The organism is Gilliamella sp. Pas-s95 (genome assembly GCF_009795795.1).
Classification (GTDB): domain Bacteria; phylum Pseudomonadota; class Gammaproteobacteria; order Enterobacterales; family Orbaceae; genus Gilliamella; species Gilliamella bombicola.
The window spans coordinates 91,103-107,774 of the sequence record NZ_WTFC01000001.1; the positions used below are offsets into that span (position 1 = coordinate 91,103).

15 protein-coding genes are annotated in these 16,672 nt (G+C 35.3%); 9 read left to right on the top strand and 6 right to left on the bottom strand.

What is annotated here, in order from left to right; all coding sequences use genetic code 11:
- The first annotated feature begins 1 nt into the window (after nucleotide 1).
- The 5 genes from glmS to GQ598_RS00525 all read left to right on the top strand — a co-directional run bounded on the left by glmS (nucleotide 2) and on the right by GQ598_RS00525 (nucleotide 6,717).
- On the top strand, nucleotides 2-1,834 hold the full coding sequence (glmS, locus tag GQ598_RS00505) for a glutamine--fructose-6-phosphate transaminase (isomerizing) (protein WP_160401870.1): 1,833 nt from the start codon (nucleotides 2-4) through the stop codon (nucleotides 1,832-1,834).
- A 394-nt stretch (nucleotides 1,835-2,228) separates the two neighbouring features.
- On the top strand, nucleotides 2,229-4,106 hold the full coding sequence (locus tag GQ598_RS00510; RefSeq protein WP_160401871.1) for a PTS mannitol transporter subunit IICBA: 1,878 nt from the start codon (nucleotides 2,229-2,231) through the stop codon (nucleotides 4,104-4,106).
- A gap of 79 nt (nucleotides 4,107-4,185) precedes the next feature.
- Nucleotides 4,186-5,358: a mannitol-1-phosphate 5-dehydrogenase gene (locus GQ598_RS00515; RefSeq protein WP_160401872.1), complete on the top strand. Its 1,173-nt coding sequence runs from the start codon at nucleotides 4,186-4,188 to the stop codon at nucleotides 5,356-5,358.
- Complete coding sequence (locus GQ598_RS00520; RefSeq protein ID WP_160401873.1) at nucleotides 5,358-5,909, top strand: MltR family transcriptional regulator; 552 nt, start codon at nucleotides 5,358-5,360, stop codon at nucleotides 5,907-5,909. Before GQ598_RS00515 ends, GQ598_RS00520 begins: the two co-directional genes overlap by 1 nt.
- 475 nt (nucleotides 5,910-6,384) lie before the next feature.
- Nucleotides 6,385-6,717, top strand: a complete 333-nt coding sequence (locus GQ598_RS00525; RefSeq protein WP_160401874.1) for a hypothetical protein — start codon at nucleotides 6,385-6,387, stop codon at nucleotides 6,715-6,717.
- 561 nt (nucleotides 6,718-7,278) lie between these two features.
- Here GQ598_RS00525 and GQ598_RS00530 read toward each other — a convergent pair.
- Nucleotides 7,279-8,031, bottom strand: coding sequence for a hypothetical protein (locus tag GQ598_RS00530; RefSeq protein ID WP_160401875.1), 753 nt, complete (start codon nucleotides 8,029-8,031; stop codon nucleotides 7,279-7,281).
- A gap of 197 nt (nucleotides 8,032-8,228) precedes the next feature.
- Between GQ598_RS00530 and rlmKL the strand changes: the two genes are divergently transcribed.
- Nucleotides 8,229-10,349, top strand: a complete 2,121-nt coding sequence (gene rlmKL / locus GQ598_RS00535) for a bifunctional 23S rRNA (guanine(2069)-N(7))-methyltransferase RlmK/23S rRNA (guanine(2445)-N(2))-methyltransferase RlmL (protein WP_160401876.1) — start codon at nucleotides 8,229-8,231, stop codon at nucleotides 10,347-10,349.
- Nucleotides 10,350-10,595: 246 nt separating this feature from the next.
- Nucleotides 10,596-11,678 (top strand): hypothetical protein, encoded by a 1,083-nt coding sequence (locus GQ598_RS00540; protein ID WP_160401877.1) that lies wholly within the window; start codon nucleotides 10,596-10,598, stop codon nucleotides 11,676-11,678.
- A gap of 238 nt (nucleotides 11,679-11,916) precedes the next feature.
- On the opposite strand, the gene GQ598_RS00545 is transcribed toward GQ598_RS00540, so the two are convergent.
- Nucleotides 11,917-12,345, bottom strand: coding sequence for a universal stress protein (locus GQ598_RS00545; protein WP_091346196.1), 429 nt, complete (start codon nucleotides 12,343-12,345; stop codon nucleotides 11,917-11,919).
- A 133-nt stretch (nucleotides 12,346-12,478) separates the two neighbouring features.
- Here GQ598_RS00545 and GQ598_RS00550 point away from each other — a divergent pair, with 133 nt between their 5' ends.
- Both GQ598_RS00550 and GQ598_RS00555 read left to right on the top strand, forming a co-directional pair.
- Nucleotides 12,479-12,883 carry a GNAT family N-acetyltransferase gene (locus GQ598_RS00550; protein WP_091346198.1) on the top strand — a complete coding sequence of 135 codons (405 nt, stop codon included), beginning with the start codon at nucleotides 12,479-12,481 and terminating at the stop codon, nucleotides 12,881-12,883.
- A 1-nt stretch (nucleotide 12,884) separates the two neighbouring features.
- On the top strand, nucleotides 12,885-13,478 hold the full coding sequence (locus tag GQ598_RS00555; RefSeq protein WP_091346200.1) for a nucleoside triphosphate pyrophosphatase: 594 nt from the start codon (nucleotides 12,885-12,887) through the stop codon (nucleotides 13,476-13,478).
- 12 nt (nucleotides 13,479-13,490) lie between these two features.
- On the opposite strand, the gene GQ598_RS00560 is transcribed toward GQ598_RS00555, so the two are convergent.
- From GQ598_RS00560 to GQ598_RS00575, 4 genes are all read right to left on the bottom strand, one after another.
- Nucleotides 13,491-14,156, bottom strand: coding sequence for an ABC transporter ATP-binding protein (locus GQ598_RS00560; protein WP_160401878.1), 666 nt, complete (start codon nucleotides 14,154-14,156; stop codon nucleotides 13,491-13,493).
- Between the two features lie 2 nt (nucleotides 14,157-14,158).
- Nucleotides 14,159-15,370 (bottom strand): ABC transporter permease, encoded by a 1,212-nt coding sequence (locus tag GQ598_RS00565; protein ID WP_160401879.1) that lies wholly within the window; start codon nucleotides 15,368-15,370, stop codon nucleotides 14,159-14,161.
- Between the two features lie 85 nt (nucleotides 15,371-15,455).
- A complete protein-coding gene (locus GQ598_RS00570; protein WP_160401880.1) occupies nucleotides 15,456-15,989 on the bottom strand; it encodes a DUF4418 family protein in 534 nt (177 codons plus the stop codon).
- A 20-nt stretch (nucleotides 15,990-16,009) separates the two neighbouring features.
- The gene (locus tag GQ598_RS00575; RefSeq protein ID WP_091346207.1) at nucleotides 16,010-16,669 is read right to left on the bottom strand and encodes an ABC transporter ATP-binding protein; all 660 of its coding nucleotides are present in this window, start codon (nucleotides 16,667-16,669) and stop codon (nucleotides 16,010-16,012) included.
- Nucleotides 16,670-16,672: the final 3 nt, after the last annotated feature.

Genomic DNA, 16,672 nt, shown 5'->3' on the forward strand with positions numbered 1-16,672 from the left:
TATGTGTGGTATTGTGGGTGCTATCGCCAAACGTGATGTTGCTGAAATATTATTAGAAGGTCTAAAACGATTAGAATACCGTGGTTATGACTCAGCAGGACTGGCAATTATCTCACCACACGGCGAACTACAACGCGTTCGCCGTGTTGGCAAAGTGCAAGCCCTAACAGACGCCATTGCAAAACATCCACTTAAAGGAGTTACCGGCATTGCACATACTCGATGGGCAACCCATGGTGAACCCGTTGAACATAACGCCCACCCACATATATCTGGCTTTATTGCTGTCGTGCATAATGGAATTATTGAAAATTTTGAACCATTGCGTGAAAAGCTGATCGCCAAAGGCTACCAATTCCGTTCAGAAACCGACACTGAAGTTATTGCCCACTTAATTCATGACATTATATCAACCGAAGATTGTTCCTTATTTGACGCCGTGCAAAAAGCTATCCCACAGCTACGAGGCGCTTATGGCACAGTCATTATGGACACGCGCAACCCAGATATATTAGTTGCAACGCGCTCTGGCAGCCCTTTAGTTATTGGTTGTGGCGTAGGCGAAAACTTTATTGCATCAGATCAGTTAGCACTATTACCTGTCACCCGCCAATTTATCTATTTGGAAGAAGGCGATACCGCGCTTATCACTCACCACACAGTGACTATCATAGACAAAAATCATCATGAAGTAATGCGCCCATGTATAGAATCTGATGCAAAATACGATGCGGGTAGCAAAGCAGGCTATAGCCACTACATGCAAAAAGAGATCTACGAACAACCTAATGCGATCAAAAATACCCTTGAAGGGCGTATGGCACATGGTAAGGTGGATTTATCGGAACTTGGTGAGAATGCAGAAAATATACTAAAGCAGGTTGAGCATGTGCAAATTGTTGCCTGTGGCACCGCTTATAATGCCGGTATGGTGGCACGCTACTGGTTTGAAGCCTTAGCGGGTATACCGTGCGATGTCGAAATTGCTTCAGAATTTCGTTACCGTAATCCCGCTCGTCGCAAAAACAGTCTATTTATAACCCTTTCACAATCAGGCGAAACAGCTGACACACTCGCAGCCTTGCGATTGGCGAAAGAAAACCACTACTTAAGCACCCTTGCTGTCTGTAATGTGGCTGCATCCACACTCGTACGTGAAGCCGATTTAGTTTTATTAACCAGAGCAGGAGTTGAAATTGGTGTTGCATCAACTAAAGCCTTTACCACACAATTAACGGTTTTATTGCTACTAGTTGCAAAATTAGGACGTTTAAATAATATGGCACAAAGCACCGAGCAAGCAATTGTCCACGCCTTACAAACCTTGCCAAACCGCATTGAACAAGTGCTTATGTCTGAACCACAAATTAAAAAATTAGCAGAGCAATTTGTTGATAAACATCATGCGTTATTCTTAGGGAGGGGTGATGAATATCCAATTGCTATGGAAGCTTCGTTAAAACTCAAAGAAATCTCTTACATCCACGCCGAAGCTTATGCTGCAGGTGAACTCAAACATGGCCCTCTTGCATTAATTGATGCGGATATGCCAGTGATTGTGATGGCACCAACCAACGAAATGCTAGAAAAACTAAAATCCAATATCGAAGAAGTACGAGCGCGTGGCGGTCAACTGTATGTCTTTGCCGAGCAAGATGCGGGTTTTGTCAGTGATGACACCATGCACATCATCAATCTACCCCATATTGAAGAACTTACCGCACCAATCTACTACACCGTGCCCACACAGCTACTCGCATATCATGTTGCTTTAATCAAAGGCACTGATGTAGATCAGCCTCGTAATTTAGCAAAATCGGTTACCGTGGAGTAAAGCCTGCTAGACTAAATGTGGGGACTGACGGTATGGTTTTGAGATCGTAATCAAAACTAAAGTTCTCACATAACATCAACGAATACTAAAATTTTACTGTGACAAGTTTTCCAGTGATTTTTTATCATGGCGCAAGACTTTGTTAACGAGTTTGGCAAAGTTCACTTATTTTGTAAAAAAATTTCAGGAAAACATACGTTTTAGTCTATTGGACTTAAAACTTTGCTTTTTATACCAAGTAAATGTGATCTTAATCACAAAAATAAAAAATGGAATGGTTTTAACAATGTGATATTCATCACACTTATCAATTTTTTTTGATGAATCGAATAACAAAATCCCTCTACAATAACTGCATAAAGATTATACCAATCAATAAGGAAAGATGAATATTATGACAACCTCAAACATCAAATTGAAAGTCCAAAATTTTGGACGATTCTTAAGTAATATGGTTATGCCAAATATTGGTGCGTTTATTGCTTGGGGATTTATTACCGCTATTTTTATTCCAACAGGCTGGTATCCAAATGAAACGATTGCCAAGCTAGTTGGACCTATGATTACCTACCTATTACCACTATTGATTGGTTATACTGGTGGTAAATTAGTTCACGGTGAACGAGGTGCAGTAGTTGGTGCAATCACAACAATGGGAGTCATTGTTGGTTCAGATATTCCCATGTTCTTAGGAGCTATGATCGTCGGCCCACTTGCTGGCTGGGTAATAAAGCAATTTGATAAAAGTGTAGACGGTAAAATCAAAAGCGGTTTTGAAATGTTAGTCAATAATTTCTCAGCGGGTATTATCGGTATGCTACTTGCGTTGCTTGCTTTTTTCGCAATTGGTCCTGCTGTCGTTATTGCATCTGGTAAATTAACTATTGCCGTTAATTTCTTAGTTGAGCATAATTTATTACCTTTAACTTCGATCATTATTGAACCCGCTAAGATCCTTTTCTTAAATAATGCCATTAACCACGGTATATTCTCACCATTAGGTATTCAACAAGCGGCTGAACATTCTCAATCTATTTTCTTTTTAATCGAAGCCAACCCTGGCCCTGGCTTAGGTTTGTTACTCGCTTATATGTTTTTTGGTAAAGGATCAGCAAAAAGTTCAGCCAGTGGCGCAGCAATTATTCACTTCTTTGGTGGGATCCATGAAATTTACTTCCCCTATGTATTAATGAATCCACGTCTTATTATTGCGGTTATTTTAGGTGGAATGACAGGCGTATTTACTTTAACATTATTTGGAGCAGGATTAGGTTCACCCGCATCACCAGGTTCAATCATCGCCGTTCTTGCCGTCACACCAAAATCATCTATGCTTGGCGTAATTTTTTCTGTCATTGCTGCAACTACGGTTACTTTTATCGTTTCTGCGATTTTATTAAAAACAACCAAAGAAACAGACAAAAGTCTTGAAGATGCTAAATCGAATGTTTCTGCAATGAAAAACGAATCAAAAGGTATTACAAATGGAATACTTGACTTAGCTAAAGTGAAAAAAATCATTGTGGCTTGTGATGCAGGAATGGGCTCTAGTGCTATGGGAGCAGGTGTGTTACGCAAAAAAGTACAAGATGCCAATCTCGATATTTTTGTCACTAATTTAGCAATTAATAACCTTCCTAATGATGTTGACATAGTTATCACACATAAAGACTTAACCGTTCAAGCCAAACAACACGCTCCAAACGCACATCACATATCATTAACCAACTTTTTAGACAGTCAATTATATAGCCAATTGGTTGCGGATCTTTTAAGTTCTCAAACGAGTAGTTTAGCAAGTGAAACGATACCTAGCAGCAACCAATCCACTGATAATGCACCTCTATTTAAATTATCAGAACAAAACATTTTTTTAGGGCTAACCGCTAAAAACAAAGAAGAAGCCATTCGTTTTGCCGGGCAAAAATTGGTCGATAGTGGTTATGTTACCCCTGCCTACATTGAAGCAATGTTAGCGCGTGAAAAATTAACGTCTACTTATTTAGGAGAATCAATAGCTGTTCCACATGGCACTATTGAATCAAAAAACGACGTTATTAAAACCGGCATCGTATTTTGCCAATATCCAGCTGGTGTTCAATTTGGCGAAGAAGACAACGACAAAGCGAAAATTGTAATAGGTATTGCTGCACGTAATAATGAACACCTTGATGTCATTGCAAAACTCACTAATGCTCTTGATGAGCAAGCCATTATTACCAAACTGGTTAACACAACAAGTATTGAAGAGGTACTTGCTATTTTAAGTTAATATCACAATTATCGTTCCCACTTAACAAGTGGGAAACCATTACCACTTTTAAAATTAAATTTAATTAAGGATTATTATAATGCAAGCATTACATTTTGGCGCAGGTAACATTGGGCGAGGTTTTATTGGAAAATTACTATCGGATGCTGGCATACAGGTCACCTTTGCCGATATCAATGAACAAATCATCTCTGCAATCGCTAAGCGCCGTGAGTACCCAGTCAATGTTGTTGGCGAACAATCCACCACGGAAATAATCAAAAATGTCGATGGAATTAACAGCACCTCTAATAAAGTGATCGATTATATTACCAAAGTTGATTTAATCACCACCGCCGTGGGTCCGCAAATTTTAGCAAGCATTGCTTCAAGTGTTGCGCAAGGAATTATAGCAAGATATCAACAAGGCAACACCAAGCCACTGAATATTATTGCTTGTGAAAATATGGTTCGTGGTACTAGCCAATTTAAACAAGAAATCTTCAAATCACTACCAAAAGAGCTTCATCAATGGACAAATGCCCATATCGGTTTTGTCGATTCAGCAGTGGATCGCATTGTACCGCCTGCAACATCAAAAACAGGCGATATTTTAGAAGTCACTGTAGAGACTTTTTCTGAATGGATTGTTGATGAAACGCAGTTTGTTGGCCCTATTCCAACCATTACAGGTATGCAGCCTGTTGACAATTTAATGGCTTTTGTTGAGCGAAAACTATTTACCTTAAATACAGGTCATGCGATTACGGCTTATTTAGGTTTCTATCATGGTATTGGCACCATTCGCGATGCAATTTTAAACGAAAAAATTCGTTTAATTGTTCGTGGAGCAATGGAAGAAAGCGGCTTAGTACTTATCAAACGTTACAATTTTGATGAACAAAAACACATGGCTTATATCGAAAAAATCTTAAACCGCTTCGAAAACCCGTATTTACATGATGATACTTCACGTGTTGGTCGGCAACCAATGCGTAAATTAGGTGCTGGCGATCGTTTAATTAAGCCATTGCTCGGTACTTTTGAGTATCAAGTTAAAAATACTAACTTACTAATCGGTATCGCAGCCGCTCTCAACTATCGTAATAGTGATGATGAGCAAGCAGTTGAACTGGCAAAACTCATTACTGAAAAAGGTGTTAAACACGCTTTTTGTCAAATCGCTGGGATTGATGTTAACAATTCTATTGTTAAGCAAATTGAAGAAATTTATACTACAATGCAAAATCATCAATTTACCCATAACACCTAATGCCAGAATCGATATTACAAGAAGATACGATATTAGAAAAACTTAACCAGCAAGCTGACATTCACAGCTTGCTAACTGTTGCAATAAAATTAATCAATGATAATGTCAACAAATTAATTCTTAAAGTCTTTCGAAAAGAACCACACGCTATTAAATTTGTCATTCCGTCATTAGTCGGTAAAAATGGACCACTCAATGATACCTCTGTTTGCTTAAAACTACTTTATGCGTTGGGAATTATTTCTCGTGAGGATTACGAAGATATAGAGCTACTGATTGCTATTTTAGACGAGCTAGAGCAAGATGACAGGCAATATACTTATTTAGATGATGAAATTTTAGGGCCTATTAGCTTATTACATGATATGGTGTTTCCACCAAGCTGGGAATCACAACACGAAAAAGCCAAACAATCTGGCATTGTCGATACTTTAAAATCTTCCATGTACCAAAACCGCTATCAACAAATGATACGCTCAGCGTTAATTATTGCTATTACCGAACTGACGTTACGTATTATAAATAAAGAACATATCAACTACTTTCCATAATGGCCAACTCTTTTGCTAAATGTTCGATTATTTTGACTTAAAATAAATTAAAGTAAAAATAGCTATTGCTGCATGCGATATACAAAAGAAATATAGGTTTTTTATTACTGATCTTCGGTTAAGACCGTTTTATTTTTTGTTTTTTCTTCATTAAAGATATGTTTGAGACTCGTTGCTAGCATACTCTGTATCTCGACTTAAATCATTGATTTTTTTGCATTTCTCCATCTTGAAAGCTAAAAAATAAAATATTTTTCACTGGATTCTTTTTAAGAAGTAAAAGATAGATTACAATGCTTTTTTGCATGTTTTAAATAGAGAGAACATTGTATCACAAATCATAAAATCTCAGACTGTAACTATCCCCCTTTAAAATAGTACAGCAAAAGAGTATAGGTTAGCTATGTTAGCATATAGATGGTGCTGAATATTTAAAATATTACGATTATCATATTTAAGAAAAGGAATAGCACATATGATTATATTAATCTATATTGCATATTATTTTTTATCTCTTTTGCCTATTATTATTTCTTATCGATTTAGAAAATATACAATAAGTGATTACCAATATAATAAGCAATTGAATTGGAAAAAACGAGGAGCGCTAATTTTTAATTATATCGCTTTAATTTTTCAAGTAATAGTTGCAGGTGAACTAAAAAGTAAATTAGAAAGCCTAGATAATTCTATTTTAGGCTATGAGCCTATTTTAGTTTCAGCATACATATTTCTTATTGTTTATACACTCTTTCCTATATCATGGTTAGAGAGTCCTAAATCTCACATAAAAAAAGAAAAAATTTAAATAAAAAATTATTCAAGGTAAAAGGAGAAAGTGTTAAACGTGGTTATTTTGATTTATATTTTATTTTATCTTGTTTCTATTCTACCTATTTTTGTTACTATTCGTTATAGGGGATATAGTAGAGTAGATTATATGGAAAATAAGCGTTTAAGATGGGAAAGGCGAATAATGTTATTTTTGTGTGTTATTATTGGATTTACTCATATTTTTATTCTTTGCGCTCACAAAACTATCATTAGTTATTCCTCTGAATATAAACCATTAGTTTTTTCTGCATTTGCGTTTTTTCTCTTTTATTCATTCTTTCCTTTATCATGGTTAGAAAAACCTAAATCTTATATAAAACAGAAAAAATCTAAATAAAAAATTATTCAAGGCGAAAAGAGTGATTCAAAAATAGGTAAATACACAAATTTATTTACGAGACCATTTTATGATTTGTTCTTCAGTGAATCGTTTTTCATAATGAGTTATCCTTGTTTGATTAATACTAATGGACATATCATTTAAATCATGGCGTTCATTTTTTTGGGGGGGATGTTAACTTTTTAATTTTATTTATCACCAGTATTCTATTATTCTTGTTATATCACCTAAATCAATATTTCCATCTTTAATACAATGGCTTTTTGTCCAATCTCCATTTTCATTATGATCGGTGAAATAACACATTATTGTCTTATCTATTTTTGAGTTATTTTCATCTAAATAATGAGTTTGTATTGTTTTCTTCAGTTTATTATTATCATCATAAATAAACTCTATTTTTCTATTATAAAAAGCTTTAAGGATCTTTTTTTCCTCAGAAATAGATTTCAACATATTATTGTTTGTATAGAAAAATTGGTTTTTTGCATTAATATTTGCCCCATTTCCCATGGACATTACCAATCTTTTTTGTTCATCATAATCATACTGATAATGGAAATTAAAACTATTTAATGAAGAAGATTCAATAATATTTTCATCTTTATCAAGAGTTAATTTAATTTGAGTAAAAGGTTTATCATTCATATTCCATACAATAATATTTTTAACATAATCATAAAACAGTGTTGATTTGTATTTTTCGCTACCACTAAAAATAATTAAACCTCTATTATTTGATTCTATAACTAATTTTCCGTCTATAAATCTCATTGCATCTGAATAATCAATAGATGTATAAATATCTTGACGTTTTATTAGTTTGGAATGTGGTGCTATTTCTGGAATGTATAATGAAAGATAATTGTTATACACTTTAGTATCTACTTCAGCATATGAGTAACCACAAATAAAAATGCCTAATATTACTGATACTAAGTTTTTCATACTTATTAGTTTCCTATATCCATTATTTTCATATTAAAGTACGGTAGCGAATTATATTTAATTATACGATAAATTGATCAAAAAAATTTTTATATTTGAGCTACGTTCTAATTCTTCTGACTAAATTTAGCCTTTATTTCCCACCATTGCAATTAGTCGGTATAATGCCAGCAATTTTATTGTAAAGTGGGTTATGCATGAAAACGCTATTTGCCAGCACTTCTCGCGGGCTTGAAGAGTTATTAAAAAAAGAGTTAGAACAAATTGGTGCGATTAATTGTAAAATTGCACAAGGTGGTGTCTATTTTGATGCTGATGAAACAACTGTATATCAATCACTATTGTGGTCACGTTTAGCGTCACGCATTTTATTGCCAATAGCCGAATTTGATATCTATAGCGATTTAGATCTGTATTCTTGCGTATTTAATATTAAATGGACAGATATTTTTGCTGTCGATAACGCTTTTGTGATCAACTTTGTTGGTGTTAATGAGTTTATTCGTAATAGCCAATATGGTGCGCTAAAGATCAAAGATGCCATTGTCGATCATTTTTTACGTAATACCAACCAAAGGCCCAATGTAGCAAAGCAAGATCCGGATATTCGGCTTCATGCTTATTTAAATAAAAACCGTGTCACACTGTCTTTAGATTTGAGTGGTAACAGCTTACATGAGCGTGGTTATCGCCAGCAAACAGGGCAAGCACCATTAAAAGAGACCCTGGCTGCTGCCATTATTATGCGTTCAGGTTGGCAAAGTGATGAACCACTGCTTGACCCGATGTGTGGCTCGGGCACGCTACTGATTGAAGCCGCTATGATTGCATCAAAAATCCCACCGGGATTACAACGCAAACAATGGGGATTTTTTGCTTGGAAAAGCTTTAATCCAACTTTATGGAATGAGCTATTATTTTCAGCTAAACAAAATGTTGGCAAACCCAATACCCCTTTTATTGGTTACGATAATAACTCAGCAGTACTTGAACGAGCCAAACAAAATGCCATCCAAGCAGGTGTGGGTGATTTAATTACGTTTTCAGTGCAAGATGTAACGCAATTAAGTAATCCATTACTAGCACAAACAACCGGTATGATTATTAGCAATCCACCTTATGGCGAACGCTTAGAAAGTGAGCCTGCACTGATTGCTTTGCATACGGCACTCGGTCAACAAATTAAACAAAATTTTGGTGGGTGGAAATTATCGCTATTTAGCGGCGCACCACAATTATTAGATTGCTTACAAATGCGAGCAAATAGACAATTCAAAGCCAAAAATGGTCCACTGGACTGTATACAAAAAAATTATGTCATTGCTCAGCGTAACACTGAACATCCAATCAATAATCCAACGTTGCCAGCTACAGACTTTGCTAATCGATTACGCAAAAATAAGCAAAAGTTAGAAAAATGGGCTGCTCAAGAACAGCTAGAATGCTATCGACTTTATGATGCGGATTTACCTGAATACAACGTTGCTATCGATCGTTATAAAGATAAAATAGTGATGCAAGAATATGCCGCACCTAAAAATATTGATCCACAAAAAACACGCCAGCGACTTTTTGATATTATCAATGCAACCATGTCAGTACTTGAACTTACTGCCGATCAGCTAGTATTAAAAACGCGTGAAAAGCAAAAAGGTAAACAGCAATATCAAAAGCTGGGGCAAAAACAGGACTATTTTTTAGTACATGAATACCCAATTAATCAACGCAAAACCGCATTTTGGGTTAATGTGACCGATTATTTAGATACAGGATTGTTTTTAGATCATCGCTTAGCGCGAAAAATGATAGGTGAAATAAGTGCCGGCAAGGACTTTTTAAATCTATTTGCCTATACAGGTAGTGCAACGGTTTATGCCGGACTTGGCGGAGCAAAATCGACCACCACGGTCGATATGTCACGCACCTATTTGGAATGGGCTGATCGCAATTTAAAACAAAACGGTTTAACGGGTAAAAAACATCGATTAATTCAGGCAGATTGTTTGCTCTATTTATCTCAGGCTGATGAGCAATTCGATTTAATTTTTATCGATCCGCCGACATTTTCGAATTCAAAACGTATGCACGATACCTTTGATGTTCAGCGTGATCATCTAAAATTAATGACGGATTTAAAACGTCTATTAAGACCTAATGGTATTATCATTTTCTCCAACAATAAGCGTGGTTTTAAAATGGATAGTCTCGGTATGCAAAATCTGGGGCTCACCTATCAAGAGATTACTAATAAAACCCTTTCGCTTGATTTTAAACGCAACAAACAGATCCATTGCTGTTTTATTATAAAGCATCAATAAACAAAACCGCCAATAAGGCGGTTAATTTACACAAAAAAGACAAAAAAATTAAATAAAATCAATACCTTTTCTAACTGATTTTTTAATGACTTTATTTCAATAATTTTTTATTAGAAAATACTTTATTATAATAAATACAAATAAATAAAACACAACTAGTCTAATTTATTAAACTATCTTTGCGACTCTATTATTGCTAGTACAACATAACTCACATATTACCAACAATTATTTATAAGGATATAAATGAAAAGAACAATTTTTTACTTGGCGTTGATGTTATTGTCGAATTTTATTCCGAGCACATCATTAGCCGATGAATTTATACTCAACAAATACGATCCCAATGTTATAAAAACTGGCGAATACTCGCATTTCTACACAGATCCACTTACAGATACAAAAATATCCTTGCCAGCAAATAAATATAGTGCAATGAAAGTTGTCTTCCTTGATAGCTTTGTAGCAAATGATTGTTTATTCTATAAATTTAATCTAGAAAATGGTGAAATTTTTTATTTAAAAGAACAGTGTTTTTCAAAAGAAATTGAATTTAATGGACTAAAATACCTAATTCGACCAGATCAATACAGCGAAATAGAGAAAAATGTACAGGATTTGAAAAAAATAAAAATTCCTAATCTAAATGATGTTGTGGTTAAAACAGTAACTGTCACAAAAGATAATATTTATGAAGTTACTTTTTCAAATGGGTTACAAATACAAAAAGAATATCTCAATGATTTTCTCAATTTAAGCAAAAAAATCACAAACCCAGATGATTTAAAATTATTAATTCACTATATGAAAAAACACCAACTATCTTTTACAACAGGTTATGACAATCGATATTTATTTTCAATGGATAATTCAACATCACCTCTAAAAATTGACATATTTATTTCTACAAATCTAGAGGTTGCTCCCGTAGTAGATATTACATATAAAGGCACTAAGGCTTTGATTAAAAAGTTTACTATCAATCAAAATAAGGCAACATATTCTTCTATTAATACGCGTTTTTACACTATCAACTCTAATAAAGAGCTTACAATATATGAGTTGCTTTTCACCAAGCAAGAAGTAATTGAAAAGTATCGTTTCTATTTGGATAAAAAGATAACAGATTATATAAAATGGCTTAATGACAAAAAAAGTGCAAAAATAGTATTTTATGGAGATCTGCAAGACGTCAGCCAAAAAATAACAAGAAAAAATATTGTTCAATTAAAAGATATGATAAATATCAATGAATTATTAACTAAGTACTTTAAACGATCATTAGTAAGCTTAGAAAAAGATAAGGATGAAGAAGAAGATGACGATTAGCGTTAACTTACCAAGTTAGAGCTTAATTTTGTCCTATCATCAATATCGACAAAAAAGATAGAAGTAATTGATTTTGCATCTTTTATAAATTACACATTAAGTGACTAAAATTAAAAGCCCAAATTATTTATCAGGGGGAATTTTTACATTAAATTCCTCCTGCTTACCTATCTATACTGATCAAAAGTAAATTACAACGGTGCCCTCTAAAAGACATACTTAACATATAATGCTAAACCTACCGAATCACAAGCACCGCCGTTTTAGCTCCACGCACCACTCCTGACGCATTCGATCCTAAAAGATGCGTTGAGATATTGGGACGACGCGAGCCTAAAATTATTAAGTCTGGTTTGATTTCGTCAGCTAATGCAAGGATTTCATCTCTTGGATGACCAAATGCGATAGAAAACGATACATGTTCATGCGGTAAATTAATCGAATCCATTAATTGATGAAGGTATTGTTCCGTTTGTACTGTTGCATGATCTTTAAATTCATCAAATCCAAAAGAGTAAGCATTGATAATAGCCGATGAAACAGGCAAGGCATGAAAAAAGATGACTTGCGCATTAGACAATCTGGCTAAGCACTCTACATGTGGAATGACTTTTTTAGTTAATTCATCTTCAAGCACATCGATAGGAACTAAAATTTTTTTGTACATAACTCCCTCCTTGCTTTGTTATAGATTAGATTATATATTCAGCGAAACTAAAATAGGTTTTACCTTGCTAGTATGATACTAATTTTAAATGTAATCCCTAATTATTTTTATTCGTTTTATGCTGGAGATCAACATGAATTGCATTATTTATCGTTCTGATGTCAAACCGACACTAGAACAAGCCACCACCCTTTATCGTCATTGTTCATTAGGCAAACGTCGTCCACTTACCGATACCGTACGCTTTCAAGCTATGTTAGATAATGCGAATTTGGTGGTAACTGCTTGGCATGATGATAAATTGATTGGCATTGCGCGTTGTTTAACGGATTTTGTTTATATCACCTATTTGGCAGATCTCGCGGTGGATGAAAATTATCAACGACAAGGCATCGGAAAGCAATTAATTAAAGAAGTGAAAAACAATACTGACAAATCATGTTCAATTACTCTACTAGCTGCACCACAGGCAGTTGATTATTATGCTCATATCGGTTTTAATGCGCATCCTTCAGCTTGGATTTTAAGAGATAATTAAAATGAGAATCATATTAGCCTCGACTTCACCATCACGTAAAAAGATACTTGAAAAATTAGCTATCCCTTTTGAGTGTGTGCCACCTGTATGCGATGAAACACCGCTAGTCGGCGAATCAGCTCAGCAATTGGTGGTTCGGCTAGCTAAGCTTAAAGCGCAGTCATTAGTGACAGACTACCCGAATAGCTTAATTATAGGATCGGATCAAGTCGGCGTATTAGACGGTAATATTGTTTGCAAACCGCATACGGTTGATAATGCCCACAAACAGCTTCGACAAAGCAGCGGTAAAGCCTTCTATTTTTATACTGGTATGACAGTAATTAATACCAAAACTCAACAACAAACCACCATTTGCGAACCGTTTAAAGTGACCTTTCGGCACTTAACTGATTCAGAAATTGATGCCTACATTAGCAAAGAGATGCCTTTACAATGTGCTGGCAGTTTTAAATGTGATGAACTGGGCATTACCCTGTTTGATAAACTAGAAGGCGATGATATTAATTCATTGGTTGGATTGCCATTACTAAAACTCAATAAAATTATGATCGAAATGGGCTGTAATCCACTTTTAATACAACAATTGAGCTAATAAATAAACCCATTAATCAATAAATCGCCCTGCTGACATTTTCATAACTTTCTGACTATAATGGGCAACATCGTGATCATGAGTAACAATCAATAACGCTGTACCTTGTTGATGAATTTGAGTAAGTAATTGCATAATCTCGGTTGCACTCTCTTCATCAAGAGCACTGGTTGGCTCATCGGCAATAATTATTTGAGGTCTACAAATTAGTGCTCGCAGTATCGCAATACGACGCATTTCACCACCAGACATATTAGCTGGATACGCATCTTGTAAGTGGCTTATTTTGGCTTTTTCAAGCAAACTCTTGGCTTCATTTAAGGGATTTTGGTTTTCTCGCTTAGTTAAATAAAAAGGCAGTCGAATATTATCAATTGCCGTTAAATTAGGCAACAAACTGCTACCTTGAGGAATATAACCAATATGCTGATTGCGAAAGGCAGAAACTTGCTGATCATTAAGCTCAAACAAATTAGTATCATTAATAGTGATTTTGCCTTGTGTTGGCGTCAGTAAACCTGCAATCATATTAAGTAACGTGGTTTTTCCACTGCCCGATTTACCCATAATGCAAATAAAGTCATCTTTTGTCATTGAAAAACTAACATTATTCACTGCTGAAAAGGTTTGTTGTCCTCTTGTGTAATCTTTACGTAGATTTTTAACATTCAGTAACATTATTATTCGCCCTCTCTAAGAGTACTATAAGTATCAAATTTAGTCATTGATAAGGCACCATAAATGCTTGATAAAGGACCAATAATTAGCGTCAAAATAAAAACAACAATTGCATACAACACGGCATCAAATAGCGAAATATTCATACATGGCAAACCAATAGATTGGCAGATTAATAAACTAAATGCATAAAGTAATACTGCCGCAATGAAAATGCCTGCAATTCCACCTAATGCACTGATAATTAATGATTCACGCAACAACATGTTAACTAAATCTCGACGTGAAGCGCCCAGTATTCGTAATAAACTAATTTCACGCTTGCGTTCATTTAAGGTTGAAGAAAATATCACAAAAATCACAATAATGGCTAACACCCAAAAAATAGCCGATAAGCTATAGACAATGGTTGAAAAGCCTGTTAACCATTTAGCGATATTGCTTAGCATTCCTTTGGTCATAACAAAATCGATATTATAGTCCATGGCATATCTGGGCATAATTTGATTAACAATATCTTTAGGTTGATAATCTGAATTGACCTTAATAAAAATCGACGAAGCATAATCAGCAAAATGGTCAACATCCCCTTCAACTAATTTTGCATTTTTCATTAATGATTGTGCTGCAGACATAGTCATAAAGACAGAGGTATCAAATCCCATCCCTGTACTATCCATTTTAGCGGCAATTTTGAAGGGATGATTAAAAAATATGATTTCATCCCCGACTTGTGAGTTAATTTTAGCACCTACAACCACTTGATTGTCGGTTAACGGTTGCGTCAGTTGCGATTGTAGCCAAGGTTTTATCACAAAGTCACTCTGCTGTTCAAACCCGATTAACTGTACTTTTGTTGTGCAACATCCCGCATTTAATGAAGCTATAAATAGCTGGGGTGAAATAGCATCAATGCCTTTGATATCTTTTATTTTATCAATCAAATCGACTTTTAAATAAAAGCTACTTGGTTCACCACGCAATAGAGCAACTTCCATATTTTTTTCATAACCATAAGGTACAATAAGAATATCAGCACCCAATCGGTTAGCCATGCCCGAAATACCAAGACTAAGATTTTTCATCAGCACGCTACCACCAAATAGCGTTGCAGAAAAAAGCATAATGATAATAATCAAACAACAACTTCGAAATGGTCGTCGCTGAATGTTTCGCCACGCTAAATTTGCCATGGTGAGCGGTTTTTCTTGCATGATGACTTCCTACTTGTCTTATTAAAAAGCTATCTTTGCCTATATCAGGCAAAGATGAATATGGTTGATGTTTGCTAACAATTAGCTATCGATTTTTAGTCTTTTTATTTAAGTAATAAGTGTTAACTACAGCTACAATAAATAATAAGCTAGATAACAACACCAAAGCTGGTTTAGAGCCCATATTGCATCGCATCATCTCGTTTGAGCAGACACCAATTAAAATGGTTGGAATAGCCATAGCTAATAAAGAAATACAGGCAAGAGCCATGCTTAATCCCATTCGAACAAAAACAGTACGACTAATCAGTAGTAATACGCCAATGGCAATAACTAAACAACCAACACCAATTTCAGCTCTTGCTGTCCAAAAACACTTCATGATTTTCCCTGCACCAGTGGCATGCATGTGTCCGCTATGGGCAAGCTCACTACTCGCTCTATCCATAGCATTACTTACCGCGCCATCCATTACATCATTCATGGTGTGACTCATTGTATCAACTGGCATCACAGCATTTTCAGGCGGTGGGCAAACAGGTAAGATATATAATGGAAATAAAATAATTAATACACCAAGGACAATAAAGATACTTGACGAAATAATACGGTTTTTCATATACGACAACCTTTTGTTGGTTAATTATTAATGATACGCGCGACTTTGCCGTGCTCCAGTACTACTGTGGTTTGAGCATGTTTTGATACTTCTGGTGAGTGAGTAACCACAATGATTGTACTGCCTTCTTCGTGCAGTTGATGTAGTAAGTTCATAACCATCGCTTCATTGCTTTCATCTAAATTACCAGTTGGTTCATCGGCTAGTATTAACTTAGGATAATTAATTAATGCCCTAGCAATACAAACTCGTTGCTGTTCTCCCCCCGATAACTGTCGCGGTAAGTGCTTAGCACGGGCGGCAAGCCCTACCCGCTCAAGTGCTTGCATGGCTTCTTTTTCGTCGACCATACTATGATAATACTGGGCAACCATAACATTTTCTAGTGCTGTTAAATACGGTACTAGATGGAATTGTTGAAAAATCAAGCCTATCTTATCTCGGCGAATTTCTGTCAATTGGGATAAAGAAAGCTGGGTAATATCTTGTCCATCGAGAATAACCGAACCAAGTGAAGGTTTATCCATACAACCAATGATATTCATCAAAGTCGTTTTACCGCTACCAGATGGTCCCATGATTGATAACCAATTCCCTTCCTCAACCGTTAGATTCACCTCAGACAATGCATGCAGTGAACCATAAATCTTAGACACATTTTTTACTTCGAGTATATTCATACT

What these genes read in the sequence shown, in the direction of transcription:
- GQ598_RS00575 (WP_091346207.1), bottom strand. Translation starts at nt 16,669, where the DNA reads ATGAATATACTCGAAGTAAAAAATGTGTCTAAGATTTATGGTTCACTG.
- GQ598_RS00570 (WP_160401880.1), bottom strand. Translation starts at nt 15,989, where the DNA reads ATGAAAAACCGTATTATTTCGTCAAGTATCTTTATTGTCCTTGGTGTA.
- GQ598_RS00560 (WP_160401878.1), bottom strand. Translation starts at nt 14,156, where the DNA reads ATGTTACTGAATGTTAAAAATCTACGTAAAGATTACACAAGAGGACAA.
- glmS (WP_160401870.1), top strand. Translation starts at nt 2, where the DNA reads ATGTGTGGTATTGTGGGTGCTATCGCCAAACGTGATGTTGCTGAAATA.
- GQ598_RS00540 (WP_160401877.1), top strand. Translation starts at nt 10,596, where the DNA reads ATGAAAAGAACAATTTTTTACTTGGCGTTGATGTTATTGTCGAATTTT.
- GQ598_RS00525 (WP_160401874.1), top strand. Translation starts at nt 6,385, where the DNA reads ATGATTATATTAATCTATATTGCATATTATTTTTTATCTCTTTTGCCT.
- rlmKL (WP_160401876.1), top strand. Translation starts at nt 8,229, where the DNA reads ATGAAAACGCTATTTGCCAGCACTTCTCGCGGGCTTGAAGAGTTATTA.
- GQ598_RS00510 (WP_160401871.1), top strand. Translation starts at nt 2,229, where the DNA reads ATGACAACCTCAAACATCAAATTGAAAGTCCAAAATTTTGGACGATTC.
- GQ598_RS00555 (WP_091346200.1), top strand. Translation starts at nt 12,885, where the DNA reads ATGAGAATCATATTAGCCTCGACTTCACCATCACGTAAAAAGATACTT.
- GQ598_RS00550 (WP_091346198.1), top strand. Translation starts at nt 12,479, where the DNA reads ATGAATTGCATTATTTATCGTTCTGATGTCAAACCGACACTAGAACAA.
- GQ598_RS00520 (WP_160401873.1), top strand. Translation starts at nt 5,358, where the DNA reads ATGCCAGAATCGATATTACAAGAAGATACGATATTAGAAAAACTTAAC.
- GQ598_RS00545 (WP_091346196.1), bottom strand. Translation starts at nt 12,345, where the DNA reads ATGTACAAAAAAATTTTAGTTCCTATCGATGTGCTTGAAGATGAATTA.
- GQ598_RS00565 (WP_160401879.1), bottom strand. Translation starts at nt 15,370, where the DNA reads ATGCAAGAAAAACCGCTCACCATGGCAAATTTAGCGTGGCGAAACATT.
- GQ598_RS00530 (WP_160401875.1), bottom strand. Translation starts at nt 8,031, where the DNA reads ATGAAAAACTTAGTATCAGTAATATTAGGCATTTTTATTTGTGGTTAC.
- GQ598_RS00515 (WP_160401872.1), top strand. Translation starts at nt 4,186, where the DNA reads ATGCAAGCATTACATTTTGGCGCAGGTAACATTGGGCGAGGTTTTATT.